Annotated in this window: 33 protein-coding genes; 10 read left to right on the forward strand and 23 right to left on the reverse strand. The window is 43.7% G+C overall.

Features of this window, described 5'->3' with window-relative positions; genetic code table 11:
• Nucleotides 1–285: 285 nt before the first annotated feature.
• Complete coding sequence (locus J2Y43_RS09100) at nt 286–489, reverse strand: helix-turn-helix transcriptional regulator (protein WP_309981872.1); 204 nt, start codon at nt 487–489, stop codon at nt 286–288.
• The gene (locus J2Y43_RS09105; RefSeq protein WP_309981873.1) at nt 486–881 is read right to left on the reverse strand and encodes a hypothetical protein; all 396 of its coding nucleotides are present in this window, start codon (nt 879–881) and stop codon (nt 486–488) included. The genes J2Y43_RS09100 and J2Y43_RS09105 overlap by 4 nt, the downstream gene beginning before the upstream one ends.
• 605 nt (nt 882–1,486) lie before the next feature.
• Here J2Y43_RS09105 and J2Y43_RS09110 point away from each other — a divergent pair.
• Entirely contained in the window at nt 1,487–2,560 is a 1,074-nt protein-coding gene (locus J2Y43_RS09110; protein WP_309981874.1) for a hypothetical protein, read from the forward strand.
• Between the two features lie 62 nt (nt 2,561–2,622).
• On the opposite strand, the gene J2Y43_RS09115 is transcribed toward J2Y43_RS09110, so the two are convergent.
• The 3 genes from J2Y43_RS09115 to J2Y43_RS09120 all read right to left on the reverse strand — a co-directional run bounded on the left by J2Y43_RS09115 (nt 2,623) and on the right by J2Y43_RS09120 (nt 3,557).
• A complete protein-coding gene (locus J2Y43_RS09115) occupies nt 2,623–3,069 on the reverse strand; it encodes a DUF1801 domain-containing protein (RefSeq protein WP_309981875.1) in 447 nt (148 codons plus the stop codon).
• Between the two features lie 91 nt (nt 3,070–3,160).
• On the reverse strand, nt 3,161–3,388 hold the full coding sequence (locus J2Y43_RS33555; protein ID WP_409014412.1) for a VOC family protein: 228 nt from the start codon (nt 3,386–3,388) through the stop codon (nt 3,161–3,163).
• Entirely contained in the window at nt 3,336–3,557 is a 222-nt protein-coding gene (locus J2Y43_RS09120) for a VOC family protein (RefSeq protein ID WP_309981876.1), read from the reverse strand. The genes J2Y43_RS33555 and J2Y43_RS09120 overlap by 53 nt, the downstream gene beginning before the upstream one ends.
• Before the next feature lie 543 nt (nt 3,558–4,100).
• On the opposite strand from J2Y43_RS09120, the gene J2Y43_RS09125 reads away from it, so the two are divergent.
• Together J2Y43_RS09125 and J2Y43_RS09130 are read left to right on the forward strand one after the other, a co-directional pair.
• Nucleotides 4,101–6,449 carry a TonB-dependent receptor domain-containing protein gene (locus J2Y43_RS09125; RefSeq protein ID WP_309981877.1) on the forward strand — a complete coding sequence of 783 codons (2,349 nt, stop codon included), beginning with the start codon at nt 4,101–4,103 and terminating at the stop codon, nt 6,447–6,449.
• Nucleotides 6,450–6,468: 19 nt separating this feature from the next.
• Entirely contained in the window at nt 6,469–6,672 is a 204-nt protein-coding gene (locus J2Y43_RS09130; protein WP_309981878.1) for a PepSY-associated TM helix domain-containing protein, read from the forward strand.
• A 220-nt stretch (nt 6,673–6,892) separates the two neighbouring features.
• On the opposite strand, the gene J2Y43_RS09135 is transcribed toward J2Y43_RS09130, so the two are convergent.
• From J2Y43_RS09135 to J2Y43_RS09165, 7 genes are all read right to left on the reverse strand, one after another.
• Nucleotides 6,893–7,798 carry a helix-turn-helix transcriptional regulator gene (locus J2Y43_RS09135; RefSeq protein WP_309981879.1) on the reverse strand — a complete coding sequence of 302 codons (906 nt, stop codon included), beginning with the start codon at nt 7,796–7,798 and terminating at the stop codon, nt 6,893–6,895.
• Nucleotides 7,799–7,803: 5 nt separating this feature from the next.
• On the reverse strand, nt 7,804–8,055 hold the full coding sequence (locus tag J2Y43_RS09140) for a hypothetical protein (protein ID WP_309981880.1): 252 nt from the start codon (nt 8,053–8,055) through the stop codon (nt 7,804–7,806).
• Entirely contained in the window at nt 8,052–8,894 is an 843-nt protein-coding gene (locus J2Y43_RS09145; protein ID WP_309981881.1) for an L-dopachrome tautomerase-related protein, read from the reverse strand. The genes J2Y43_RS09140 and J2Y43_RS09145 overlap by 4 nt, the downstream gene beginning before the upstream one ends.
• 189 nt (nt 8,895–9,083) lie before the next feature.
• Nucleotides 9,084–9,581: a hypothetical protein gene (locus J2Y43_RS09150; RefSeq protein WP_309981882.1), complete on the reverse strand. Its 498-nt coding sequence runs from the start codon at nt 9,579–9,581 to the stop codon at nt 9,084–9,086.
• 96 nt (nt 9,582–9,677) lie between these two features.
• Nucleotides 9,678–10,112, reverse strand: coding sequence for a DUF2147 domain-containing protein (locus J2Y43_RS09155; protein ID WP_309981883.1), 435 nt, complete (start codon nt 10,110–10,112; stop codon nt 9,678–9,680).
• Between the two features lie 46 nt (nt 10,113–10,158).
• Nucleotides 10,159–11,028 (reverse strand): oxidoreductase, encoded by an 870-nt coding sequence (locus tag J2Y43_RS09160; protein WP_309981884.1) that lies wholly within the window; start codon nt 11,026–11,028, stop codon nt 10,159–10,161.
• A 59-nt stretch (nt 11,029–11,087) separates the two neighbouring features.
• Nucleotides 11,088–11,903 carry an oxidoreductase gene (locus J2Y43_RS09165; RefSeq protein ID WP_309981885.1) on the reverse strand — a complete coding sequence of 272 codons (816 nt, stop codon included), beginning with the start codon at nt 11,901–11,903 and terminating at the stop codon, nt 11,088–11,090.
• Nucleotides 11,904–12,915: 1,012 nt separating this feature from the next.
• Between J2Y43_RS09165 and J2Y43_RS09170 the strand changes: the two genes are divergently transcribed.
• On the forward strand, nt 12,916–13,374 hold the full coding sequence (locus tag J2Y43_RS09170; RefSeq protein ID WP_309981886.1) for a DUF5958 family protein: 459 nt from the start codon (nt 12,916–12,918) through the stop codon (nt 13,372–13,374).
• A gap of 99 nt (nt 13,375–13,473) precedes the next feature.
• On the opposite strand, the gene J2Y43_RS09175 is transcribed toward J2Y43_RS09170, so the two are convergent.
• Nucleotides 13,474–13,959: a hypothetical protein gene (locus J2Y43_RS09175; RefSeq protein WP_309981887.1), complete on the reverse strand. Its 486-nt coding sequence runs from the start codon at nt 13,957–13,959 to the stop codon at nt 13,474–13,476.
• A 237-nt stretch (nt 13,960–14,196) separates the two neighbouring features.
• Nucleotides 14,197–14,433, reverse strand: coding sequence for a hypothetical protein (locus J2Y43_RS09180; protein WP_309981888.1), 237 nt, complete (start codon nt 14,431–14,433; stop codon nt 14,197–14,199).
• A gap of 737 nt (nt 14,434–15,170) precedes the next feature.
• On the opposite strand from J2Y43_RS09180, the gene J2Y43_RS09185 reads away from it, so the two are divergent.
• From J2Y43_RS09185 to J2Y43_RS09195, 3 genes are all read left to right on the forward strand, one after another.
• Complete coding sequence (locus J2Y43_RS09185; protein WP_309981889.1) at nt 15,171–15,752, forward strand: hypothetical protein; 582 nt, start codon at nt 15,171–15,173, stop codon at nt 15,750–15,752.
• 353 nt (nt 15,753–16,105) lie between these two features.
• Entirely contained in the window at nt 16,106–16,294 is a 189-nt protein-coding gene (locus J2Y43_RS09190; RefSeq protein WP_309981890.1) for a hypothetical protein, read from the forward strand.
• An 11-nt stretch (nt 16,295–16,305) separates the two neighbouring features.
• Nucleotides 16,306–16,629, forward strand: a complete 324-nt coding sequence (locus J2Y43_RS09195) for a hypothetical protein (protein ID WP_309981891.1) — start codon at nt 16,306–16,308, stop codon at nt 16,627–16,629.
• Here J2Y43_RS09195 and J2Y43_RS09200 read toward each other — a convergent pair.
• Complete coding sequence (locus J2Y43_RS09200; protein WP_309981892.1) at nt 16,592–16,849, reverse strand: hypothetical protein; 258 nt, start codon at nt 16,847–16,849, stop codon at nt 16,592–16,594. The genes J2Y43_RS09195 and J2Y43_RS09200 overlap by 38 nt on opposite strands.
• Before the next feature lies 1 nt (nt 16,850).
• Complete coding sequence (locus J2Y43_RS09205; RefSeq protein ID WP_309981893.1) at nt 16,851–17,210, reverse strand: helix-turn-helix transcriptional regulator; 360 nt, start codon at nt 17,208–17,210, stop codon at nt 16,851–16,853.
• A 115-nt stretch (nt 17,211–17,325) separates the two neighbouring features.
• On the opposite strand from J2Y43_RS09205, the gene J2Y43_RS09210 reads away from it, so the two are divergent.
• A complete protein-coding gene (locus J2Y43_RS09210) occupies nt 17,326–17,877 on the forward strand; it encodes a hypothetical protein (RefSeq protein WP_309981894.1) in 552 nt (183 codons plus the stop codon).
• Here J2Y43_RS09210 and J2Y43_RS09215 read toward each other — a convergent pair.
• Together J2Y43_RS09215 and J2Y43_RS09220 are read right to left on the reverse strand one after the other, a co-directional pair.
• Complete coding sequence (locus J2Y43_RS09215) at nt 17,874–18,023, reverse strand: hypothetical protein (RefSeq protein WP_309981895.1); 150 nt, start codon at nt 18,021–18,023, stop codon at nt 17,874–17,876. The genes J2Y43_RS09210 and J2Y43_RS09215 overlap by 4 nt on opposite strands.
• Complete coding sequence (locus J2Y43_RS09220) at nt 18,020–18,934, reverse strand: IS1595 family transposase (protein WP_309981896.1); 915 nt, start codon at nt 18,932–18,934, stop codon at nt 18,020–18,022. Before J2Y43_RS09220 ends, J2Y43_RS09215 begins: the two co-directional genes overlap by 4 nt.
• 59 nt (nt 18,935–18,993) lie before the next feature.
• Here J2Y43_RS09220 and J2Y43_RS09225 point away from each other — a divergent pair, with 59 nt between their 5' ends.
• Nucleotides 18,994–19,221 carry a hypothetical protein gene (locus tag J2Y43_RS09225; RefSeq protein ID WP_309981897.1) on the forward strand — a complete coding sequence of 76 codons (228 nt, stop codon included), beginning with the start codon at nt 18,994–18,996 and terminating at the stop codon, nt 19,219–19,221.
• A gap of 497 nt (nt 19,222–19,718) precedes the next feature.
• Here the strand turns inward: J2Y43_RS09225 and J2Y43_RS09230 are convergent, their stop codons facing one another.
• From J2Y43_RS09230 to J2Y43_RS09240, 3 genes are all read right to left on the reverse strand, one after another.
• A complete protein-coding gene (locus J2Y43_RS09230) occupies nt 19,719–20,150 on the reverse strand; it encodes a hypothetical protein (protein ID WP_309981898.1) in 432 nt (143 codons plus the stop codon).
• Between the two features lie 4 nt (nt 20,151–20,154).
• Nucleotides 20,155–20,736 (reverse strand): hypothetical protein, encoded by a 582-nt coding sequence (locus J2Y43_RS09235; protein ID WP_309981899.1) that lies wholly within the window; start codon nt 20,734–20,736, stop codon nt 20,155–20,157.
• Between the two features lie 101 nt (nt 20,737–20,837).
• Entirely contained in the window at nt 20,838–21,707 is an 870-nt protein-coding gene (locus J2Y43_RS09240) for a hypothetical protein (protein WP_309981900.1), read from the reverse strand.
• A gap of 108 nt (nt 21,708–21,815) precedes the next feature.
• Here J2Y43_RS09240 and J2Y43_RS09245 point away from each other — a divergent pair, with 108 nt between their 5' ends.
• Complete coding sequence (locus tag J2Y43_RS09245; protein ID WP_309981901.1) at nt 21,816–22,262, forward strand: hypothetical protein; 447 nt, start codon at nt 21,816–21,818, stop codon at nt 22,260–22,262.
• 1,491 nt (nt 22,263–23,753) lie between these two features.
• Here the strand turns inward: J2Y43_RS09245 and J2Y43_RS09250 are convergent.
• On the reverse strand, nt 23,754–23,882 hold the full coding sequence (locus tag J2Y43_RS09250; protein WP_309981902.1) for a hypothetical protein: 129 nt from the start codon (nt 23,880–23,882) through the stop codon (nt 23,754–23,756).
• Nucleotides 23,883–23,953: 71 nt separating this feature from the next.
• Nucleotides 23,954–24,643: a TetR/AcrR family transcriptional regulator gene (locus J2Y43_RS09255; protein ID WP_309981903.1), complete on the reverse strand. Its 690-nt coding sequence runs from the start codon at nt 24,641–24,643 to the stop codon at nt 23,954–23,956.
• Between the last annotated feature and the right edge of the window lie 76 nt (nt 24,644–24,719).

Below are 24,719 nucleotides of genomic sequence, written 5' to 3' on the forward strand. Positions count from 1 at the left end.
GTCACCGGAAAATTTAATCCCAATTTAACCTAAACCGGTGCTGCTATTGGCAGAACCACGCCGACTATATTAATCTGCTGAGGATAGGCGATAAATGGGTAATTGCGACAAAAGATACTCGCTTCTTCTTATTTCGATCGCAAATAGATAATCCCATATCACCAGGATGACTTTTTTCTTTTTTATCTAAGTTTCAATAAGGCATAGACGTTGCGTGTTCTCTCAACAGGTGGCATATTGGTTTTATTTCCTTCCCGACCGAAGTTCTTAACGCATATTTTGGGGTTATTGCTCTTTGTCATCTAATTGGAACAATACTTCGACTGTAGTATTAAAAGCCTTTGCCATTCGCAGGGCCAGCACAGTCGATGGAATGAACTTGCCGGTTTCGATTGAATTTAAGCCTTGCCGCGAGATCCCTATCTCCTTTGCCAGATCGGCTTGGGTCCAGTTTTTCTTTGCACGTTCCACCTTTATCGTGTTCTTCATACACCGTATTTTTTCTTCGAGATGAACCAGCCAATAAAATAAAAGATCCAGCAGTATCCTACCAAATGGCCATAACCGAACCAGCCTGGATTTGAAACGCCACAAAGTTCCAGCAAAAACAGGAGCATGACCAACATGGCTGTCAACGAGAACCCGATCACTACTGCCTCCAACTGCACCCGCTGCTTTACCTCGTCCATCACCGAAAAGGCCCTGATTAATTTCAGAATATAAAAGGCGAATGTGGCAATCGGCACTATCGCTATAACTAGCGATAGCGGCTTGCTTACCATCTGATGTTTTAATAACAACGCCGCGGGCAGGTAGGTGGCTCCGTAAACGAGCGCGAAGATTACAGAATTTCGGCTTACGTTTTTTTCAGATCGTTCCATAAGTTTAGATGTTGAATGTTTAGCTATTGTAAAGATAGGTAAACATTTCTTTTTGTCAAGTATATATGACAAAATATCACTAATAGTGGACATGATTGCCTCTCTATTCACTTGCAGGAAAAGCGTCTCTCTTACAGATATGAACACGTTACACTTGAAATCACTCCCGCACAGACAGACAGGCGGAACAGTTGAGACTGCGTCCATTGACGACACCGGCAAAATATTAGCAGCGGAGATACCACGTCCGACATTGCCTAGCGCCGGTAGGGAAGGTCGCGTCGAGGTATTCAAGTGCGGTTAGCAGGGGTCATGTCCGGCGAATCCCCGCGGTTCTTTTCGTTGTTTAAATCAGACCCCGTATCTTTATTGTTAAAGCGAAAGCGAACTAACGAAGGTGTTCAGTAGGTCCTATTATGAAAAAGCCAGTACGAGTATACGTCCTTCTTACTTTGCTGGTCATATTTTTCTGGCGGCCCGTGTCTACGCGAGCGCAAAGTCTTCCCTTACCGTCTGGGAAGTCCGATATAGGGCATTACAGGGTTGAATGGACTGATACATCCAGGCAAGAAATCCTGGGTGGGGAACCCAGCAGTCGGCGCATTGTGGCAGATATATGGTATCCTGCTGAACAAACCAGTCAGGCATTAGTGCCTTATCTGGATACTACTGCAATTAAGCGCGCCCTTGGTGAGAGGGGGCTGTCGTCTTTTTTGGTTGATCGTGGCGTGGCGCTGATCCGGTCGGGCTCCATTCGCACGCATGCGAGGGAAAATGCCCATTTTAATCGCCACCTGAAACGGGCCCCGGTAATCTTCTTTTCACACGGGATGGGGATGATCACCCAGTTGTATACAGCACAAATCGAGGACCTGGCAAGCCACGGGTACATTGTAGTAGCACTTTCGCACCCTTACGATGCCTGGCTCGTATCGTTTTCGGATGGCAGGCAGATAATTTTTGAAACCAAACAACGGAAAGCTGCTGGCAGCACGGAGTTGGAGCATATCGCCTATGAAAATCAACGGATTGAATGGTGGGCCGCAGATATTCGTTTTGCATTGGACCGGCTATTTGCGATTAATGGAGCAAAACCGTCGGCTACAACGCCTATTGCCGGGCATATGGACCTGGCTCGGGTGGGCGCTATGGGGCACTCTTCGGGTGGCCGAGCGGCGGCCCGGGCCTGTCAGCTCGACCCGCGCATTAAAAGCTGCGCAGATCAGGATGGCGTAGCTATGATGCAACCATTTTATCTGACAGCAGATGGTAGAGGAATGGCGCAGACCTTCTTGCTCTTTGAAAGGGTCCGTAATGTACCACCCGATGAGAACGATGCAGCCTCTTTGGGCATGACGCTCGTAGCGCTGAACATGCTGGTGGACAGTTTGCGCGATAGCAAAAAGCGGGCGCTGGCTGCTACGGGAGGTAGTTTTCATGTGTTGCTCCGTTTCGACAGCACCAGCCATATGAGTTTCAGTGATTTACCGTTGTTGCAGGCAGAAAGCGCCGCAAAGGCAGCGCTGGCTGTGCAAGTATTGCAGACCACGTGCAGGTATACGCGCGAATTCTTTGATAAAACGCTAGGTAATTCAGCTTCTGTCCTATACGATCGTCACCAGGCATCCCATTACATTGATCTTGTGGAGTATTATCCGAAAAAGCAGGGGGAGAAATGATGATTTCTCCCAACTGCTTTCTTGGGGAGCTGCCCTTAACCAATGGACATTGTGCCGGGCGGTTAATATTGTTTTTTCTTAATTTTAGATATCGTCTTGCCTGTCGATTTTGTTGGCCTGTCCATATCTTTTTTGGCAAAGTCAACCGCTTCTTTAATGAGATCCTCTACTTTGGGGTTTCGATAATCGCCAGGTTCATTTACGTTTATGTGCCTGATTAGATTCCCTGTTCCGGTCAATAGCTTTTCCGGATCTTTTAAAAGCGTTCCTTTGTTAAAACCCAAATTCAAATGATTTGTGTAGATGGGCAACATGCAAAATGCATCTGATAGTTTGTCGGAAATTGAAAAAACGGCGGTTAGCGCATGCGTGTGATAGAGTAGTTCATTGCTGTCCGGACACAGGTCCAAAATGTATTCTCTTAAATCTTTGAAAAGGTAAACCAGATCGGGGTCCTTAAAGGCCAACAGGGATAGGAAGTCCGGATGGATGGGCCTTGATATTTTCATCTCGTATCATGATGGACAATATGGCGTTCACAATAAGTGTTTCAGAGAAGTTGACGACCTAATTCCGTGGCAAATCTCAGGGTAAAAGATCTCAAATCGATGCGCTTTCAGTTTCAGCGCCTGCTTCCGGGTCAGTGCCGAACCTGAGCACATGCCCGTCAGGATCTTCTACGTGCAATTCTACCGCCCAGTCATATCTTACCGGAGGCTGCCTTATTGCAACGCCTTTCGCTTTTAGCTCTTCATATAATTGATAAATATCTCCATCAAAGCCGATCCAGATCCAGGTTCCCGGATTGCCCTGCCCACCTTTGCACATTTTCCCGGTTCACGCTGGTGAAATCATCGGTTCCCCAGTCAACTTCTTCGAAACCGAGTATTCCCTTATAAAATGCCCTGCTGGCTTCCATGTCCCTGACGTTGAGAATAACCTGTATTCCCTCAATGTGTATACCCAACGGGCCGCGAATTCTCTTTGTGTTAGTCATGATCGAATTGCATATAAGTAATTAAGGTAATCGGTCCCCCTTGGGATAACGGCAATTAAAAAATCGAGACTTTTAACAAGAAAGTAATGGTGTCCTTACAGGTATTCCGACGATTGAAAGCAGGGTTTCCTGGATGTAGTGGTATAAAATTAGTTATTTCTTTTCACGACAGATCTTGGTCCGTGCATTATTTTCGGTCTGAGTTATCCCAGTTCGAAAGACAAATTATTCGCTCTGCAAAGAGTTTACCGGATTGGGCAAGACAGCTTTGACGCTCTGAAAACTCACGGTCGCAAACGCCAGGAAAATTGCGACGCTGCCCACTGCGACAAATATATCCCAGCTGACAATTTTATCAATGATACAATGCCATCCTGAAAGCAGAAGCGGCCGCTTCTGTTGAAAAAGAAAAAGTTGTATAAATCGAAGCATCTTCACGTCTCAGAGATAAGGCAGCGCATCCAGATCGCCAGAGATAAACAGCAATATTATTTTTAATTAGTATAAATAATTTTACTTTTGCGAAAACTAAACGTTTGCTTGATGAAAGTAAGATTACACTCCCTACTATTCTTTATCGCTTCCATTTGTTCCTTCCACCTCGCTTACGCCCAATCTGATTCTGGAGTGATCCGGGGGATCGTTTTAGATAATAATAATCAGCCCATCCCGTTTGCTTCTGTCATTGTAAAAGGGACCAATATAGGCACCACCGCAAACGGCGACGGGAGTTACCGGCTTGGTAATTTGCCCAAAGGAAATGTCTCAATCAGAGCTTCTTTTATCGGATATACGATTCAGGATAAAGACATTACACTTGATGCGGGCGCGGAACAAAGCCTCGATTTTGAGCTAAAAGAAAGTTCTTCGCAGCTCGATGAAGTTATTGTATCCGCGGGACGCAGGGTGGAGTCGCTGGCAGAAACGCCGTCATCTGTAACGGTCGTCAATTCGAAGGAAATTGGTGCACTCTCAACCATAAGCCCCAACATTGCCAACATTCTGGCTTTTTCAGTTCCGGGCTTGGGAGCTTCTACCAATCAAACAGGTAACTCAGGACAAACATTGCGTGGCCGAAACCTGCTTGTGCTGATTGATGGGATACCACAATCCACTCCGCTCAGAGCCGGAGGACGGGATATCAGATCGATCGACCCTTCGGTGATCGAGCGGGTGGAGGTGATTAAAGGTGCCACGGCGATTTACGGAAACGGTGCCGACGGCGGGCTAATGAACTACATCACAAAAACGCCAAAAACGGACCGGAAAATCGGCGGATACAGCCAATTGAGCCTGACTGGAAATACCCGGGGAGATAGCACGCTGGGTTTCCGTGCCTCACAGCAACTGTACGGACGGGTAGCCAAGTTCGACTATGTAGTAAGCGGAATGTATGAAAAAACCGGCGTTTACCGGGACCCAAAAGGCTTGGTGATATCTCCCGATTACGGACTGGGAGAAACCAAAATATACAATGCATTCGCGAAGGTGGGTTACAATTTCAATGGTTCGCAGCGAATTGAGGCCATGTATAATTATTACAGCTCCAACCAGCATTCGGCTTACGTGGCCAAAGCCGGTGTTTACAGGCAATCTCCCGCGATCGGCGTGTGGGGAACCCGGAAAGGAATTGACGAGGGAACCCGCTACAACCACAATGCCAATATTCAGTATACCAATAAAAATATTGTGGGTCGGACTTCTCTGACTGCCAATGTGTATTTGCAGGATTTCTGGACGGTTTATTCCAATTCAGAATCATTTTTTGGCAGCGGACAATCCGCCATCATTTCCACCAAGAAAGGTTTCAGGCTTAACCTGAACACACCCTTCACCGTTTCGTCCAAACTGTCGGGAGACGTCACTTATGGCGTGGATATATTGAACGATAAAACAGAGCAAAATCTGGTGGACGGCCGCTCCTGGGTACCGCGCATTAATATGAACAACCTGGCACCTTACGCCCAGCTTACGACGCAATGGTTTGAATACCTGAACCTGAAAACAGGCTTGCGTGCTGAAAACATCAAAATGGACATCGCCGATTACGCCACGCTGGCCACAGGTCCCAACGGCGCAGGAAGCATTAATGTAACGGGCGGAAAGCTGGATTACAATGCGTTTGTGTTCAATGCAGGGCTTCGGTATTCAAAATTTAAGCGGTTCAATCCATTTGTCAGCTATTCGCAATCGTTCTCGATTTTCGATCTGGGAAGAATATTACGGGCTGCGAACGAGAATACGGTGGCCAGTTTACAAACCGAGCCGATCATTGTAAACAACTATGAAGTTGGTTTCAGCAGTGCCCTGGGGCCATTGAATGTGTCGGCTGCTTATTATTACAGCACGTCGAAATTAGGTTCCAATTTACTGCTGGTGGATGGCAAATACGTGGCAGAACGGTTGCCCGAGCGGGTTTGGGGTTACGAATTCCAGGTGGATTATCAGGTAACGAACAACTTCGTCTTGGGAGGTAACTATGCTTTTGTGGAAGGTAAAGGGGACAAGGACGGTGACGGCAATTTCAACGGCCCAACCGATAAATATCTGAACTCAAACCGCATCACGCCGGTGAAAATCGCAGCTTATGCCAGGTACAGCAAAGCCCGTTTTAATGCTGACCTGAACTGGCTGTATGTGGGTAAAAGGGACCGGTTTGCACCTAACGAAAAAGGCGTTTATCCAATCGGGGAAGGGCCGATCGAATCTTACAATACATTTAATTTGTCTTTGGGCTACAAGATTACGGAAAACCTGAAAGCTGATTTGGGTATCGAAAACTTACTTAACACAGTTTATTACCCGGCTATCGCCCAGTTTTATGGCACAGCCATTGATTACCGGAGAGGAAACGGGCGCAGATTTAACCTTACCGTAGGATATCGGTTTTAGCGAATATGAATTCAAAAAGGTGGTCAGCTTTTTACACCTCTGGCTCGGACTTGTGTCCGGGCTTTTTGTGTTTTTGATTGCTGTCAGCGGCTGCCTCTATGTTTTTGTCGACGAGCTCAAACCCATCGTTTACCGTGAGCGTCTTTTTGTTACCCCGGAAAATAAGGAAAAGCTCCCTTTGACCCAACTGCTGAGCATTGCCTGGATAATTCGGAGTCACTGACCACCTCAATTCGGAATTCAAGGACAGTCTATTACGGGAGAAAGTGACCAGGATAAGTGGTTGAATAGATGCTTAACCTGCGTAGGTAATAATCTATCGATGGTCAATCTGGCACGGAATCCGATGGTCAACGGCACCGGATTGTCCAATATAACTCGCATATAACAGTACTATTGGACTCATTGAAGTCCAAACCGAATTGGTGCGGTTGAGGGGAGTGCTAGTTGAGGTTCCTAAATTCCTGCGGAGTAGTTCCTGTCTTTTGTTTGAAGAGTTTACTGAAATACTGAGGATACTCGAAGCCCAACGCGTACGCGATTTCGCTCACCGACGCATCTGAATTCAATAGTATGTTTTTTGCCTCTTCAATCAGGAAGTAATGGATGTGGTCCTGCGTATTCATCCCTGTTTCCTTCTTGAGAAGATCACTCAGATAGTTTGGCGATAAATGGACCATTTCGGCCAGGTATTTTACTGTTGGTAGTCCCTTGTCGCTAAGACCGTCGGTCGTAAAATATTCCTTCAACAATGTCTTGACCTGAGAAACTACGTCTTTGTTTGAATTCTTCCTGGTGATAAACTGTCTGCCGTAGTACCGCGAACAGTAATTCAGCAATAGCTCTATGTTTGATACGATCAGCGTCTGGCTGTGATTATCAATATTTTCTTCAAGTTCAGTCTGAATCTTTAAAATGCAGTCGAAAAGTGTTTGCTTTTCTTTCTCGGAGAGGTGCAGCGCTTCCGCAGTTTCGTAGGAGAAGAAAGTGTAGTCCTTCATTTTATCCCCAAGAGAAGTTCCCCTTACCAGATCCGGGTGGAAGAACAGCCCCCATCCGATCATGTCGTCTTTCTTTTCAATTTCGGAGTCCATCGTCAGTACCAATCTTGGAGCGATGCAAACAAGGCTACCCTCTTGAAAATCATAGGTTTGCCTACCGTAACGTATTTTGTTGGCACAGTAGTTCTTAAACATGATAGAATAGAAGTCGCAGCTTACACGGATATCCTCATCGATATGCTCGTCGAGCTTACTAAAATCCACTACGGCGACCAACGGGTGCTTAGTGACCCCTTTTACAAATCTGTTGATTTCAGAAATACTCTTTATTTGAACGATCGGTTTCATCTTAACTACAATTTACTTTGTTTCAAGCGATATGCAAAATAAGGCCTATGAGCTGCCAAGACTGACATTTCCGGCGCGGCTGCAATCTGGCCGAGGTAGGCAGGAATATGGCTGTCGGTGAAATAGAAGGCGCTATCCGGCCCTGTTGCTACGCCGTCCGCCCAAAGAATATCTTTCGAACGCGCAAGTGTATACGCCCTGCCGCCCTGCGGAGGCAGGGAAACCAGCCCGCCATGTTCAACATCTGTTATGATCACGTTTCCGGCTTGTCAATGGTTATACCGTCACTCATCGGCTTTTGCCCCAGGTCCTGCAACTGTGTTTTGGCTTCTTTAGGGTTTAGTTTTTCATCCAGGGCCACTGACATCGGCAACCTGTACAAACGAGATCCCGACATGGGCGCCAGGTAAATCCACTGGCCGTCTTTACTGATTTCGATTCCGTCAAGACCGCCACCGAAATTAAGCAAGCCATAAAGCAACCTGTATGGCTTACCGTCGTTTGTCTTCATTAGCCAGTTTTCGGGGTTCATTCTGCCTCCCGCCAGCACGGTCCTGAGCGTATGGTCGTTTAAGGAATATGCCAGAAGTGTTGAATTCGTGAACTGGAGTACGCCCGGGTTAGCCAACAGTGCATGCTTTCCATCAGCGGTGATGCGCAGATCCTGGGAATATTGCGCCTGGCCTTTTGGAAATTCGTAGTAGTGGACTTTTTGCCTGGTCGCAAGATCAAAGGCACATACCCGGGTCTTTTCAAAATCGAGCGCAGCCGGTTCAATTAACCATAACCTGTTTTGCCTGTCTATGGTCATGCCGAACGTACCGCGGAACCCTTTCTGCGCTTCAAGGGATGGAAAGGGGGAGATTTTTCCGTTGTGCCATTCAAACACCGTTGCAGCTGTAAAGCTACCAGGCCGGCAAAGCGGATGGTAATTAAAGTAAACGTGACCGTTTTCGGCAATGGCAATGTTACCTGGCGGATAGTCAAGCTGTATAATCTTTTCAAGGTTCAGGATATCGGCAGCACCACTGCCACTGAAATCAGGATAGTATTTTCCGGTACCATATCTTATCTTAACGAATATCAATCCTGCCAACAATAGCGCTATCGCGCAGCCTGCGAATATACTTATTGACTTTCTCATAACTTTATTTTAAGGTGGTACAACCCAGGTTGATCCGGTTGGATGTGTTTATTAAGCATGTACATTGATCCTTTGGATGATAATACCTTCTGGTGTGAGATTGATGGCTCGGTTAATATTGACCTGAGTCAACCCCGCAGTTCAAGACAAAGCCTGTCGAATCGCTTTGTAGTAGATATCGGCGCGCTCTTGTGAGAAATAGTCAATGACTAGCCCTGAAAGAGCAAAATAGGCCAGGCCAATGCCGATCCCTTGCCATGTCGGGTTCTTGGTGAGCCAGAAGATTAGTACGGTCATCGGGAAGAAAAGGGAGGCAACTATTTTCGAAATAGTGTAGCCATACTGGAAGTCTTCTACACGTTTTTTTTCAGCCTGGATGAAAGCGGCCCTGTTCACTTTGTACTCGTGCTGATATTTGGTCATTCGTTTCGGGTTGCTGATCCGCATTCCGCTACCAATGGTGGTGTAGACAAGGCCGCATATCAGCAAGGGAAAAAACAAGGCCTTTGCATTGGGTGTGGTGCCGAATTTCCAGAATAGGAATGCAGCGAGCACTGTAACCAGGCCAAAGGAAAGGATTAATGAGGCCTCGAAGAGCTCGCCCTTAATCCAGTTGATGGTGTTCTGAAAAAAATCCATAGCAAATATATTATGGTTAAAAGCGCTCAAAAAATTTCGGGTTGAAATCACAATAGCCGCTGGCCGGTCAAGTGACGGCATTAAAATGGTTGTTAGTTACAGCCGATGGAAAGTTGCGGTCTGTCCGAACATAGAAACGCCCATATATCCCCGCAAATTGAGCTTCCCTTTTTCGAGCCAAACCTTACATTTGTAAGTATCGCCCGATGGTGGGTTATAAATTTTGCCTCCGGTAAACTCGTTGCCATCCCATGTTAATCCCGTTACGCTGGTGATGCCGAGAATATTCCTGGAACGTAGCTTTTCGTCTGGGTTTTTGGTATCCTTCCTGGAAGTCACCCCATCGCTTTCAACGACTTTATTGCCCCAGAGCAGTCTTGCCTGGTATTCATTACCTGCCTTGTAAAATTCCAGACGAACGTCTTTTTTATCGGATTCCCACTTGCCCAGAATGGCATTTTCCCCGGTCTGTGCGAAGGTTTGACAGAACACTGCTAATAACAGCGCAATTGTCAGATTGATAATTCTCATATTATTTGGTTTTTAGAATGATTGTGATTGATGTGGCGACCCATATTTACTTCAACTGGCTCATTACAATGCGGTCATACATTTTATCGCCTAAGGTGTTTCTCATCCATATGAGCATTTTCGCACTTTTCCCCTTCACATACCTTGTTTTAGGGTTTCTCTTCGTAATCGCCTTGGCTACCACTTTGGCAATAACATCAGGCTCCGACATTTTAGGCAGGGGGGCTTTGGCTATGGGTTCAAAGATGTGTCCGTATGCCGTGTTCGCTCCATATTTTTTCCCGTAATCTCCGGAAACGTTGTAGAAATTGGTATTGATAAATCCCGGTTCGATGATAACCACCTTGATACCAAATTCCTTCACTTCCAACCGTAATACATCCAACCATCCTTCCAAAGCGTGTTTAGAGGCATGATAGATACCCGCGAGAGGGAAATAGATTTTTCCACCCATTGATGTGGTGTTGATGATACGTCCTGACTTTTGTGCCCTCATTTGTGGTAACACGGCCTTTATCATCCTTACATAACCATAGAAATTGACGTCCATTACTTTTTGGGCGTCTTCCATCGTGGTCTCTTCGTTGGTGCCCATGACACCAAAACCGGCGTTATTGAACAGGATGTCTATTTTACCTTGCTCTTTTATTACCCGGTCTACTGCTGCTTTTACCTGGTCATCTTTGGTTACGTCCAATATAAGCGAGTGTCCGCCGGTCTTGTCCAGATACTGGTTTTTTTCTAATTCAATATCGCCACCATATACGATGTATCCTTCTTTCAAAAGCCGTTCACAAGTTGCTTTTCCGATGCCTGAGGCGGAACCGGTTACGATAACTACTTTTTTATCCGAAGCCCGTGTATTGAATGTGGTCAATAGGGCCAATGCGGCCATTAAGATCTTTACAATTCTCATGAATTTTAGTTTAAGTCAATGAGTGTTATTTACTTACATCCGGGTTGTAATTTCAGATGCTACATCTGACTCATGACAATTTTATCAAAGAGCTCATCGCCCAGATAGGTACGCATCCAGACCATCGGTTTGGCGAATTTCCCGACACGGTAGCGTGTCTTGGGCTTTTTGGTATTGACAATTTTACTGACCGCGTCCGAGATGACGGTTGGTTTTGAAGATCCGGAGCCTTCAGCGGCTTTCTTGGTTCCTGCTATGATCTTTTCCATCACATCCCTATAAGCGCTGTCCTTTCGAATTTTTGCAAACCCATCAAGCAGCACCGAACCGAACTCGGTAGCAATAAATCCTGGCTCGAGCACGACTACATTAATGTTAAAAGGTTTAAGTTCTAGTCTCAGGCAGTCACTTAACCCCTCAACGGCATGTTTTGAGGCATGGTACCACGCTCCCATGGGAAAATACATTTTGCCTCCCATCGATGAAGTGTTGATAATGGTGCCGGATTGGGCGCTGCGCATATAGGGAACAACCTTTTGAGTTAAAGCCGCCATTCCGAACACGTTTACTTCAAATTGCCTTCTGGCTTCGTCCAGTGATACGTCTTCGACCGACCCGTAGAGGCCAAACCCTGCATTGTTCCATAGGACATCGATCCTACCTTGCTCCTCAATGATAGTTTCTACCACACGCTGTATGTCGGTTTCGTCTGTTACGTCCATTTGCAGGGGGTGACCGCCAATTTTTTTCAGGTCTTGCATCAGGTCAATCCTGCGGGCGACGGTATACACTATATGCCCTTCTTTGATGAGCTTCTGGGCGGTTTCTTTACCCATACCGGAGCTTGCGCCGGTTATTAAGATTACTTTTTTCATTAGTTCTAACATTTAACTTGATGAAGCAAAATTGGCGTATAAGCAGGGCTGTCAGTTAACACAAATCCCCGTTTGTTGTATGCTTTTTACTGATTTGGTAAAAAGCAGCAATAAACTCAGAAGGGCATACGCTTCGGAAATGCTTCGGTGGCGAGCCATTCATGTTTCCGAGTTTCTCCCGCTGACAAAATGCACGCACAGCGGCCAGGTTGTGGCCGTCAAATGGAGTGCTTACCGGGAGACAACGAAAAATCATTGATTGGAAATCGCGACGTATCACGCAAGAATTGCTGAGCTCACCTTGCAAGGGAATCCATTGAACAAAGCCATCGAATTTTCTGTATAGCACTAACTATAAAATGGAGAAAAACTCGAATCAGTGAAAAGCAGGTTGTTGCAATGTTTGCGCTGCGGGAAATCAGGAAATTCAACAGAAACAGAATCTCCGAGGAACGGAGCCCCAACATCGTTCAGCTCCGTTTTTTTGAAAGGCTCAGGATAGCTAACATCCGGAGAAAAGCCTGGTTACCGAATAGGTTACTGAATGTTTCGAACTGGATTGAGTCAGAATAACATACTCAACTCAGCAAACTCTGTGGAAAGCAACGTTTTTGAATAAGAAAGCGCCCTTTGAGGCGCTTACAGTTATCCCGCTGGGAACAATTTAAACTTTGAAAGCGCTTGTATATCAATTACTTGTAATTCCTTTCGAAATAGGTAACCGAAACGGTAAGCGATTCTTTTAGCTTGTTTTGATGCATTTTAGTTATCTAGCATCAGTATCAAAGATAAAGCTTTATTCCAGGATTTTACCACCCCTTCTTTACGATAAAAATCGATTGCCAGTTATGGGGTAGAGTGATATCGAATACATCTTATAAATAGTGAACAACATGCGGTATTATCGGGGTTGCGATCGTTCTTTACTGTAACGAAAAAATAGAGTTGTATTTGTGGCTCAGAAAACAGTTCTTTTATCACTTACTTGCATGAAAAGAATGATACGTGTAAAATGTTTCTGATATCGCTGGAAGACCAAATAGCTCTGAATCAATTTGCCCAATCCTTACAAACTGCGGATAGCTTATTGGGCCGATTTTCAGGCCTTACTTTGGAAGGTAAAAGAGCTTTTTTATTGCAATTCTCGGGCATGCTCCAGCAGTCTAAACCGATTGATGAGGATATCGAGTTTGCTATCGAAGAAAGCCGGTTGAAGCCTACGTTTACCCCGTGTGTGCTTTTGCGGACTCACCGTTTGAAAATTGGCATTCCCAAAGTTCTCGCCCTGCCTAGCGATGAATTGAATAAAGCCTATGTGCTGCTGATGTACATTTTTAAAAGAGCTTATCTGCGTCGTTATCTGGTTGAAACAGGCACACCTGATAAGTGGTGGTATGCCGACCTATCAGACGTGGCGTTTGTAAATTCGTTATTGGCCACTAGATCCAGCGATGACCCAAAGGATGATTAAGAGAAAATTTGTTTTGCAAAACGGGATGTTGAAGAAAACTCCAACGATGATTAGCTACAATATTACTTCATTGGCAGATAGACCACTTGGCATTCTAAGTTAAGTGCTTGGACTCTTCGTCCGCTTCGATTTTCGCTCCTCATAGTCCCTAATGAGCTTGTTTAAAATCTCGATTTTCTCACTGTCGATCGGCTCAATTTGACAAAGTCGATCTACCATGATGTTTGTATCATAAAACTGATTGTCAGTCATAATTTTTCCTTTGTTTATAATTTTCTCGATTCTATGGAAGTGTGATTGAAAAATATTCACATCATACTTTGTGTTGTCTGAAAGATATTTGTTGAACTTCAGGTCACGGCATTCTACGAACATTTCTGTCAAGTCATGAAACCATTGTTTTAGCCTTGTCAGCCGCCCCCTTTGGTAATGCTCTTCGACATCCACTTTAAGCTTTGTAAAATAGTCGGAGTTGCCATACAAGCCCTTACCATTGATATAATAGTCAAGTGTTACAGTGACTAGATCGCGGTATTTTTCGAGTTCTGACTGTTTTTCTTTTTTATCCAGTTTAGCTTTTGTCATTCGTTATAACTTTTTAGAACGCTTATATTTTGCCAGAAAACGTTGCATTTCAATTAATTACCGTGCCTTAATTTCGAATTAAATCAGCGATGGACGGAGAGCCTATCACCAATTTTCGAACCTGGTTGATATTACCACCGGAGCTCCAAAAATCACGCTCTTTGTTAATAGCAGTAATCACCTTGTTTTTTACATCCGGCAGCGTTAACTCTTGTGTTTCAGTTGATAAAACCAATTTTAGACGGATATTTGGTTTAAGAAGATGTTGTATCCCCAGAATGGGCCAATACCTTTCAGCTTGGCTGCTGATTTAACCAAGTATAGATTTCCAGAAGAATCTACAATCTGCGGGTCTTTGAAAAGCCCGTTTGCCAGACCTGCGGATGTAGTCCTGGTTAATTGATCTGAATCATGAGCGATATTGAATGCAAAGCGGTCGAAAGTGATTACCGGGAAATTGATTTTTTGAATCATTACATTACAGTTTGAAACGACCGACTAGTGTTTTTGAGTGAATTGCTATCTTGATGTAATATTCAACTATCTCTTTCCCAGTGGCTTCCAATCTCCTTTCTTGAAAAATATATTGCCGAATTTTTGTGAGTTAAAGACCAGATAGAAGCTCCAAATGCTGCGATACGTGGTAGGATTGTCAGCTACTACATGATGGGGTGATGTATCCATTATGATTCTTAGTCTCTTAGATTGATATGGCGCCATCATATTAACAGATCCGCGGTATCTCTTCACAATCTTTCCCTCATCAGTTACATGAAAGTAAATCGAGTCATTGGTTTTTATCTCAAACCGGAACGTGTTGTATTGCCAATCAGCCTGTTTTCCGGGAAAATAATCCCTGTTAACCATATAGTTTCCATAGTAGTCATCCTTCGCTAGAACCATGTTCGACGTCAATAGCTGAATAAGCATGGCAAGCAGCACAAGTACTGTTACACCCACCAAGTTACTGCAATCGCTATTATCAAAAGTTTTCTTTTCGTAAATAGCCAGACCACCAGCCCAGCGACTGTAAAAGGAAGAAGAAAGAATACAACGAATAGATTAAAGCCAAATCCGATTTGAAGGTGATCGTTTCAGCGAATTGCAATATCCGATAGCTCAGCATGAAATCCAACAAAACAGGGTCTAAGGCACTGTATTAATAGACGGCTGTCTCTTCAAGAATTAGCCGGCTCCATAGAACATTCATTATGAACTTACTTAAAAAAGCGGCCATCGGCGTGCTTTGTCTTTTTATGGTTCGCTGTGGCGCGTCTGAGGGCGGCCCAGGAGCAATGGTCGATTTGACCTATATCGACGTGACTAAGGCATTCTCCATCCAGCATATGTGGGGTGATACTGTATGGGTTAAAAACTATTATTCTGACGAAAAGGTCGGCAAGGTGCCCGAGGGCGAATATTATTTTATCTTAACGGAGCGGCAGATCAGCTATCTCGATAGTATTTTGATGACAATCAATCCTGACACGACGGACTCGAGTTGGGCAGAGTCGACGGTTGTCGATGGAAGTCATTATATCCTCGCTATTAAACCTACGGGCACTTCGCCAACTTATATCCACAATAGTGTTAATTCTGATGGCCCTGATCCTGTTTCAGAATGGTTAATTAATGCCAGTCAAAAATCAAAATGGGTACCTTCTTCCCACGGCCACGTGTTCATATCAGAAATGTATTTGCTGCGGCACAAGCCGACAGAGATAGATAAAGAGCATACGGAGAAGTATTTGCCTCGCAGATCGCTGGTAGATTCTCTTCCAGGTTCGCCATAAGGGAGGTTTTCAGAGCAACATCCGTGGTCGAGCTCGATACAATTTTGCAATGGTGTCCTTGACAAATTTGTACTCAGGTTGCTCCAACAAAATTTTGGAAATACTGTCGTGGAAGGCTCTGACTGGACCTTCGCCGTCTGACGCAACTTTCAATTCGGCTACGCGGATGCTATTTTTGAAGGCAATGATATACTAATTTACACTAGTATCGATTACCAGCACAAGCCATGAGAATTATGTCTAGTACAAGCGGTCAAAAAGACGCAAATTAAAGGTTTCGAGGCATATAGCAAGTTCTAGGTCTGCTTGAACTCTACAAGTATTTTAGAGTCTCATTTAACCAGAGACAGCATATGGTACGAAAAAAGGTAAGAAATGTGGTAACCGGTATCGAGGGAGTCACTACCGGTTCAGCTACTAGTGGTACAATTGACTTTATTGGCGGGGAAAAGGCATGGCATGTGCTAACCAATCTTGTGGATGAACAAGGTCGTTCTATTTTGATGTGCACCAATCCCAAATTTTGGGAATTCATCGACTAGCCCCTACTTTCATGAAAAAGACCACTGCTATCAACGGTGGTCTTTTACTTTTCGAATTCCTCCATATTTATAGGAAAACGATAGATATGGAAAAAATCAGCATGACGTCAGAAAAAGAGTTATACTATAGTGCTCTGATTGAGCAAATTAAAACAAGGGTGCCGGAATCGACCGCCGAACGTGATCAGTTTTTGGAAGAACTGAAATCACTAATTTCAGAAGACGAGTCTGAGGTCTCCTTTAAAAACAAAGTCGATATACTTCACACTCTTGCTATGTATTGTGGAAGTTACTGGATTACGATTTTGCCTTATTGCGTTGAGCTTGAACCTTAACTTCTTGGTCTTTGTAAAAATCCACAAGTTTCTGCAATGGATATGTGCGTAGCTCTTCCGATTTCAATTTTCGTAAGACTGCGGTGTCCACACTAAGCTTAGATGTTCCAATGAACTTGTAGTGATCGTGGCCGAAGCCGTCTGCTCTGGGTATGCTATATCCACTTTCAAAGTATTTTTCGGCTTCTTTTTCTAAGTCCGTTAATTCTCTTTCATCCATTTTACGACATTTTTTGAGATTCAATAATTTTCTTCAAAAATAGGATTTCTTCCTTTTGTTGTTGAATTATTTGCTCATAAAGTTTTCTTTCCTGATCAGGCAGTCCATTATTGACCACATAGCCGTTCCCGGTGTGATTATGCATGACGTTGAAAATCATCTTCTCATTGAAGTTGATAATGTCTTCGACGCTGACTTTCAGCACTTCAGCAATCTTTATCAGTTTGGGATAGGATAGCTCTGATTCGTTCCTCTCGATCTTGCCGTATCCGGCCTGAGTCATTTCCAGCTTTTGAGCCATGTACTCCTGCGTATAGTTCTTAAGCTCCCGAATCTTCTTGATTTTTTCTCCTATCTCCATTGAAAGAATTTTTTTGTTCCAAGTTCTAAATAAATCCTGACAGTTTTGACACGTAACGGCCATTTAGTGCTGCACGAGATAGATTTGCGAGCAATGTAACCTCCAAACTAATCTTATGGAAGAAAATGACCCTGAACAGCTACAGGAAGAAAAGAAGCCGTCTCACCTCTTGGGATATAGCTTACTGGCATTATGTATCGTGTTGATTGCATTTGAACTGCGACTACAAGACAATTCAAAATTTGAAAGTAACCACGTACTGGAGCAGGGATTGCCTAAGCCCATATTAAGTGAGTATTATTCAGGAACTTACAAAGGGATGCAAGCCTCCTACACAATGAAGAATAAGTATGGAGATGATTTAGTCGTAAACGGAAACAGGATAATTGTTCCTTCTGTTGACCATACGCTAAAATTGAATACTGATGGATCGATTACTCTTGTGCAGACAGAAACCTCTGGGGGGCAAGCGTATTATTATGGCGGTATTTTCGAAAAAGTATCTGAAAGTGAAGACTTTATCGAACTAGAGTGTCGTCTTTCAGAAAAAGGAACCAATAGAGCTTCGGACATCAGTTATCACATTCAACTAGAAAAAAGGGGGCACAGTGCAACGTGTACCGGGGAAAACCAGCCCGGATTTTATCTGACTAAAATACGTGATTAGTCCTCTTTCTTTGGAGGCTTGACTTTCATGAGGGCTATGAGTTTGCCATCAAATTCAGCCCTCATAACAATCTCATTTTCAGGCTCATTTGCTTTGATATACTTACCTTTTTTCTTCACAACCTTCTGTTTCTCAATCGTTTTCATGCTGTAAGCTCCTTATAGGTCAATCGACCAGTCATATTTTCCAAAGCTACGTTAAAACGCTGTGAAGTGGTATAATTTCTTGTATTAAATCGGTAGGAGAATTCATCTACATAGGATTGAAGGTGGCCGACGCTTACCCAATGGTAGATTCCGTCAATGCCTCGCTTCAAATGACTCCAGAAGTTCTCAACTCCGTTCGTATGAGCCATACCGTTTACAAACTGCTTAGCTCCATGATTAACCCGTTCGTGATTGAACTTCTGGTTTAGCCTATTGTAAGCTTGCCATTCATCGGTCATGACAGTAGTGTTACACTTGATACTCGCTTCAATGACAGGCTCGATTGTGGCCTGTTTGGTATCAGATACGACTTTAGCGATCAAAACACCACCTCTCTGACGCATACCTAAAACCGGCTTTTTGGTTTTAACGCTACGTCCCTGTGTGCCCTGAGTCTTCTTAGATTCGTGTTTGTTCTTTTCCTCTCCACCAATATAGGTTTCATCAATCTCAACCGTGTTCTCGAGTGCCTGTTTAAACGCTGGATGATCAAAGGCATATCTCAACCGGTGCAACAAGAACCAAGCGGTCTTCTGAGTAACGTCTATATCCTTTGCAAGTTGATGGGACGAAATGCCCTTTTTGTGGGATGAAAAGATGTACAACGCCATAAACCACTTGATAAGTGGAATCTTGGTATCCTCAAAAATAGTACCTACTTTGACATTGAAATATTTCCCGGTATTCTTGCATTTATACCGGTTGCCTGAACACTTGTAGACCTTGGAAGTTTCGTCAAACGGAGAGACGACGTTCCCATTCCACCGGAGCTTTTCCAAGTGTTCGATGCAATCCTGTTCGGTCGGAAATGCTTTGACTAAATCAAGTATACTTTTGAATTCACCTATCATAATATCAGAGAGTTACAGATATAAAGATAAGAAGAAATTTACACTAAATCAAATATAATATGGAACAAAAATTCAAATTATCCGACAAGGTAAGACACTTAACCACCCCAGAAATTGAGATGGTCGTAGTAGGTTTTGATGTTGAATGGCCGAACGATCTTAAGAAAACTGTTGACCGAGTGCCAAACTATGAATTTCCTATTTGCACGTATTTCAATAAAGTTTCAGGGAATTGGGAAAGGAAGGTGTTTTCTATTTATGAATTGGAACTAATACCAGAAAAGTAAAATATACACAGCAAACATAGAAAATAGCTAACGGTTGCTCGTTGGCTATTTGGTGTAAATTGATATATCATTGCCTTTTTGAAAACAGCTATCGTTCTAAACATGGAATGGCTAACCTCCACTTTATCAATGTATTTCACGCCTTTGATACGATCGATCCGGTAGCGGTAAAAGTTGTTGGCAATCCTGTCCATATCTCTTTGGCTTAATTTCATCGTATCCTTGTAAACCATTGATTGGTAAAAAGTACCTTTTAGAGAATCGGATTTGGAATCATAGACTACGTCGCCTATGCCGGAAGAGTAAACAAGGTGGTACTGATCTGAGGTGAAGTCACGGTAATTCTTCTTGCTTTCATAGTGTACTTTCTCAGGTCCAGTTGATCCGTTGCACGAAATCAAAACCATCGAGATCAGAATAAAAGTTTTGCGGATTGAATAAAATTTGCCCAAAATCTTAGTTTCTAACAGGTGGGCTGAACGGCGCATTCTGGCCACTTAGCGATATGTCAATGGCTGTTCCCACCGGCAGCAAACGGAATGGAGCGGTTCATGCTTACTGTTATATTCAGCAAACCAGTAGTGCGGATCGTTGACCTCTAAATATTGAAAGGTGTCGTGCTCGTAAAGTCCCACAAATCGTCTTTCCAACAAGACAAAAACAGAGCCGGTGTTTGGCCAGCCGAGTGCGACTTCTGCAATCTTGTTGCCGCATCTAAGCTCGTTGTGCAAAAGTACGCTCAAAGATTCGTTGAGTAGCGGAGCCAGACTCACCATCTGATGAATATCGCGTTCAGGAAAGGAAGAGTGTTTAGCAAAATGCTCTCTGGTAATCGCAAATGACATGTTTGAAGTAAAATCAATATGACAATTAAGACTTAGAAAATAACGTAAGAGATTGTCTGCTAATCTATCTACGAACTGCTCCATGCCGCTATTTAAGTCCTCTCATCGATACATTATCGTGAACCCATTTCGCTTCATCGTAGGGTGTCACTTTATCCAATGTGCTGCTAATCCGGGAAAATGTTGCCTGCGGAGGGTCATACGGCTTGCTATCGTCAAAGTACGGACCAACTACACCCAAAAACCAGCCGTCTTTGGCAGCCCAGTGCGGTTCATTGACCCGGCATTTAAAAACCTCGTAGTGAACGTAATTGTTTTCCCCGTCGAAGTCGAAAGTTACCCGCTCTATATGCTCGATCTCGTCCGGGCACGCGTCAAGCTCTGTCGGGAATTCCAGCCAGTTCGCAAGGTTACTTTCAGCGGCGGCAATTAAGGTATTGAATTCCGTCGGAAAGAGATGCGTTTTCTCCTGGTCGGATAGCAGCTGAAAAGCCATCTCCCTGGTCATTATGTTTTGGGCAAACGGAAGCACCTCTATTTCAGATACAAGCTGGCCGCTTTCAAGCTTGTCATACAATGGTTTTATTCGCTCGAATCGCTCGTCGTTAAGTTCGTTATTTTGTCTTTTGACGGTAATCAACCGGTAAACTATGAAGGTTACTATCAGCAAGATAACTCCGAGAATTATGTAAACTGCCTGCATGCTATTTTCAGAAATGGGTTTTGAACTAGGACAAAGTATTATACTATATTGAATGCGACGCAAGTATTTTAGGGGTTATTGTAAAACTCGTAGGTCTCTTTGTTGTAATAGTACAGCTGATCTGAGTCTTCGTCTCTCACTTTTTCTATAAAATTCTCTTCAAAGTATTCTTCGAATCGCTCAGGTGTAAACTGTTTGATATTCACTTTGCGATCTTCATCTATTCCTCCGAACAGCCCGCCAGTGATGGTGGCTGTCAGAACAGTATCCAACCGAACAAGTGTTGTCTTATCACTACCAGCCACAATTGTAGCCAGAACTTCCATGTCTGCACGATAGTCCGGGATATTAAAATATAAGTAAAACAAGCTATCCGTCAGATTTTTAGATAGTGTGTCTGTGTATCTGTTTCCGGGTTGCAGCGATTGGAAGAATTCGGATTTGCTCATTGGTAATTTGTATACTTTACCAATCGGGGAATTCAGTGCGATCTCTTCATGCGGGAGCGTGGTGGCCAAAATCGCAAAAAGGCTGATGGCCGCAATGAATATACCCATCCGCGGCTCTACTTGTTTTTGTGCCTGCCTTTGCAGCTCTTTGTAGGATACTGGTAGTATCAGCAATGCCATTAAGTCTGTATAATCAACAACCCTGTTGACCCCGATTCCTTCTGATCGCACAAATTCAATCAGAAATTGTGAAAATTCAGACTTCCAAAAGACAAACAGCAAAGCTGAAATGAGGTAAATTTCTTTTGCCGATTTTATTCTGAATGCGGCAAGAAAATAGGGGAATATGAACAAGCCGGCAAAGTCCGACATTTTGCCGGTCCAGAAATTGGTATATGCCTGTTTTAAGTAAAAATCGTTGACCAGCAGCAGACCAAGACAAATTAGAAAGCCCAGTCTTGGTAATATGTCAAATCTTATCCGCATCATACGTGCATGGTTTTGTCAGCAGTTTTCAGAATGCTACCTTCGCATAGGTAGTACCGAGTACACGGCCATAAAGGGTCAGTTAGTTTTAAGATTTATTCTTTGATAACAATGAATGTAGCTCTTTCAGCCGAAATTAGTGCAGATATTAGAAGTAGTAATCCGATTCACACGCTGGCTGGGTATTTGACTCGTCATTTTCGGGACCGGCACTATGGTGATGACGTGGAGGAGTTCATCGTCGGCATAATATGTACACGGCCGGAATTAGATTTCTTTTTTAAAGTTCGTGGCTTAAAATACATTGCACACAAGACCATCACGCATGACGGAATATCGGTCATAGCGCACAAAAGCTTGTCCTATGATGTTAAGATTGACTATTCGGCGTTTCTGGCAGGAAATGAAAGTGAGAGAATCGCTTTACTGGCCAAGTCGCTGGTGGATTCGTTATCCATTCTTACGAAAATGCCCAAAAAGGTGAAGCAATTTGATGTCGCTAGTTTTCAGCACGATATGACAGTTTTTTTGAATGATCCATCGAATCTTGCTAATTGATAGATGTATTATTGTGCTCATTGTCAATGTATTGTTATATCTAAATTGAATAAGCCGTTCTGTTTCGTTTTGTTGTTATCATTGCTGCGGGCATGCTTAGTGTTAGACATGACCAATTGATCAAATGCTTTTAAAACAATCCGTTAAGAATCATTTTCGTGTCTCACGTCTCACTTGGCTACCGCTGATTTTTTTTACATTCATTTGGTACTACACCGGGTTTGATAGGGACTACTTGCGGGTTGTCGGGATTTTTTTGTTGGTGATGAATATTTCTGCCATTCTCCTTCACATACAATATACTTTCAAAAATTGGAACCAGACGATCGAAATCTACGATGGACACCTATATATCAGTTCGGAAAATAGCACCAAGGTGTTAAAAACCAACGAGATATGTCAGGTGGCCTTGTTCATGTCAGCGACGCTGGATAACTCGGGAGCTGCAATGTTTCTTCCTAGGGAAAGCTACCACTACATAAAGCTCACAACGGACGAGGGAGAGGATATCATCATAACCTGCCTAATGTCAACTCAACTGGCTGAAATCCGACGGTTATTTAAGCACGCGACATTTTTGCGCTATAAGGGCGGCCCTTTTTGGCTATAATGATGCAATTTGAATAGTTTAAATGATTGACCAGCAATCATGACCAGTTTGGATCATAAAAGCAGGAGAATTTTCTTCGTGAAGGAGGTGGATTGATTTGGCTAAGTTATTCGCTACAGCGCAAACCAACGTACCAATAGTACTGTCTTAATGTAGAATTTTCGCTAACTTCTTGACCGGAAGCCGGAATCCTATGTGCGTTCTCAAACCGATTGTGGGAGGACTTCGAGCTGCTAATCAGTTGGAGTAAAGAAGAATAGTTCTCCCAATTAAAGACGCGGCCAGATAAAGGGAGATGACTTAATAAGCCAGGTCGACCGCGCCTGTACCCACAAGAAAGGTTACCGAAAAGGTTACCAGATGTTTTGACGTGAATTGAAGCACAATGACGGACTTATCTTTAAAAGATTCACAATAACGACTTTTTTAAATGAAAAAAACGCCCTTTGAGACGCTCTGGGTTATCCCGCTGGTACTCCAACTCAGGATCCATTCGGTCAAGCATATTTACTCTCTCCATCGCTACTAGGTTTCCGTCTTTATTGTCTGAATTAGGGTTAGAAGCCTCGTTAGGTGTTCGATTGACATTCTTCCATCTCCGGATCCAGCCTGTACGTAGTTACTGTCGTAGCGGTACTCATGATCTTGAAAAATTCTGAAAATTTAAGTACTTTTGAATCTGGTTTAAGCTGCCAAAAATAATGGTGAGCAAATCGAGAGCAGTTGGATTGAGAAGCAGGTAATGTGTTGATATATTGAATGTTATAAATTTAATGTCGCACCCTTCGGGAGTACTAAATAGCTGATAATCAGCAAGTTGAGGAACTTACGCTCTTTTTTGCACACAAAAGCACCGGTTTATAGCTGGTGCTTTTGCGTTTTCAGGAGCTAATCACGCGGCGCTCGGTAGAGAATTCGTCGAGCGCGTCGGCGATTTCCCGAGCCACTGTTGCCAGGTTCTCTTCTTGCTGAGGGCCGCATTCAGGGACGACAGTTTTCACGTAATGCATTTCTGATATTTCATCCAGGTAGATGCCGAAGTCCGGAAACCGAGCCTTGCCGGAAACCGATCAGTTGAAGACTACTCGTGGGAGTCGCTCTTGCTAATGCTCCTGAAAAGCAGGTCTTTTAAAAACCCGACAACAAATGCGCGATCATCACCGGTCTTATTGTCGGTGAGTCTTGGCAGATAGCTGCAAAAAAACTGTTGGTAATGCGAGGTTTCGATCAGTGTGCTGCTCAATGATCTGGGATAAGGGTAGGCGGGGTTGTATTCAGTAATGACCTGGGCGATGGTGGCACAAAGATCCTTGTAGGGTTTAAAAACCTCAGACTTGTTGATTTCCCCTACCTCCTTGACCAGGTATACCTTGCTGCTTTCACTGATAATGATTTGGTTCAGGAATTTTACATTATAATTCAATGCTCCCGCGCTCTGCGGCAATTCTTGCGTAAGTAGCTCGATAATTACATGCAGTTTTTGCCCAGGATCCGCGACGTTCTGTAATTTGAACATTACAAGGAATTCCATATAGCTCCAATACCAGTTCAGGATGTAGAGCAATAGCCGGTGTTTGTTTTCGAAATAGCGGTAAACGGTTGCCTCAGTAGTATTGACCTGTAATGCCAGCTTCTTAAATGTAAAGTGCTCAAAACCAAGATCGTAAATGAGCTCAATGGCCGTTTTGATGAGCTGTTTTCCCACCTCGCTACTCTCAGGGTCTTTTAGGTAGACCTTCTCGTTCAAATGAAAACTAACATGAAATTCCATACAACCGTCGATTATTGCACTAAAATAGTGAAATGTAGATCATGAGTAGTAAATACACCAAAAGAAAAATTTTGCT

Origin of the sequence: Dyadobacter sp. BE31, assembly GCF_031457695.1 — a bacterium.
Classification (GTDB): Bacteria; Bacteroidota; Bacteroidia; order Cytophagales; family Spirosomataceae; genus Dyadobacter.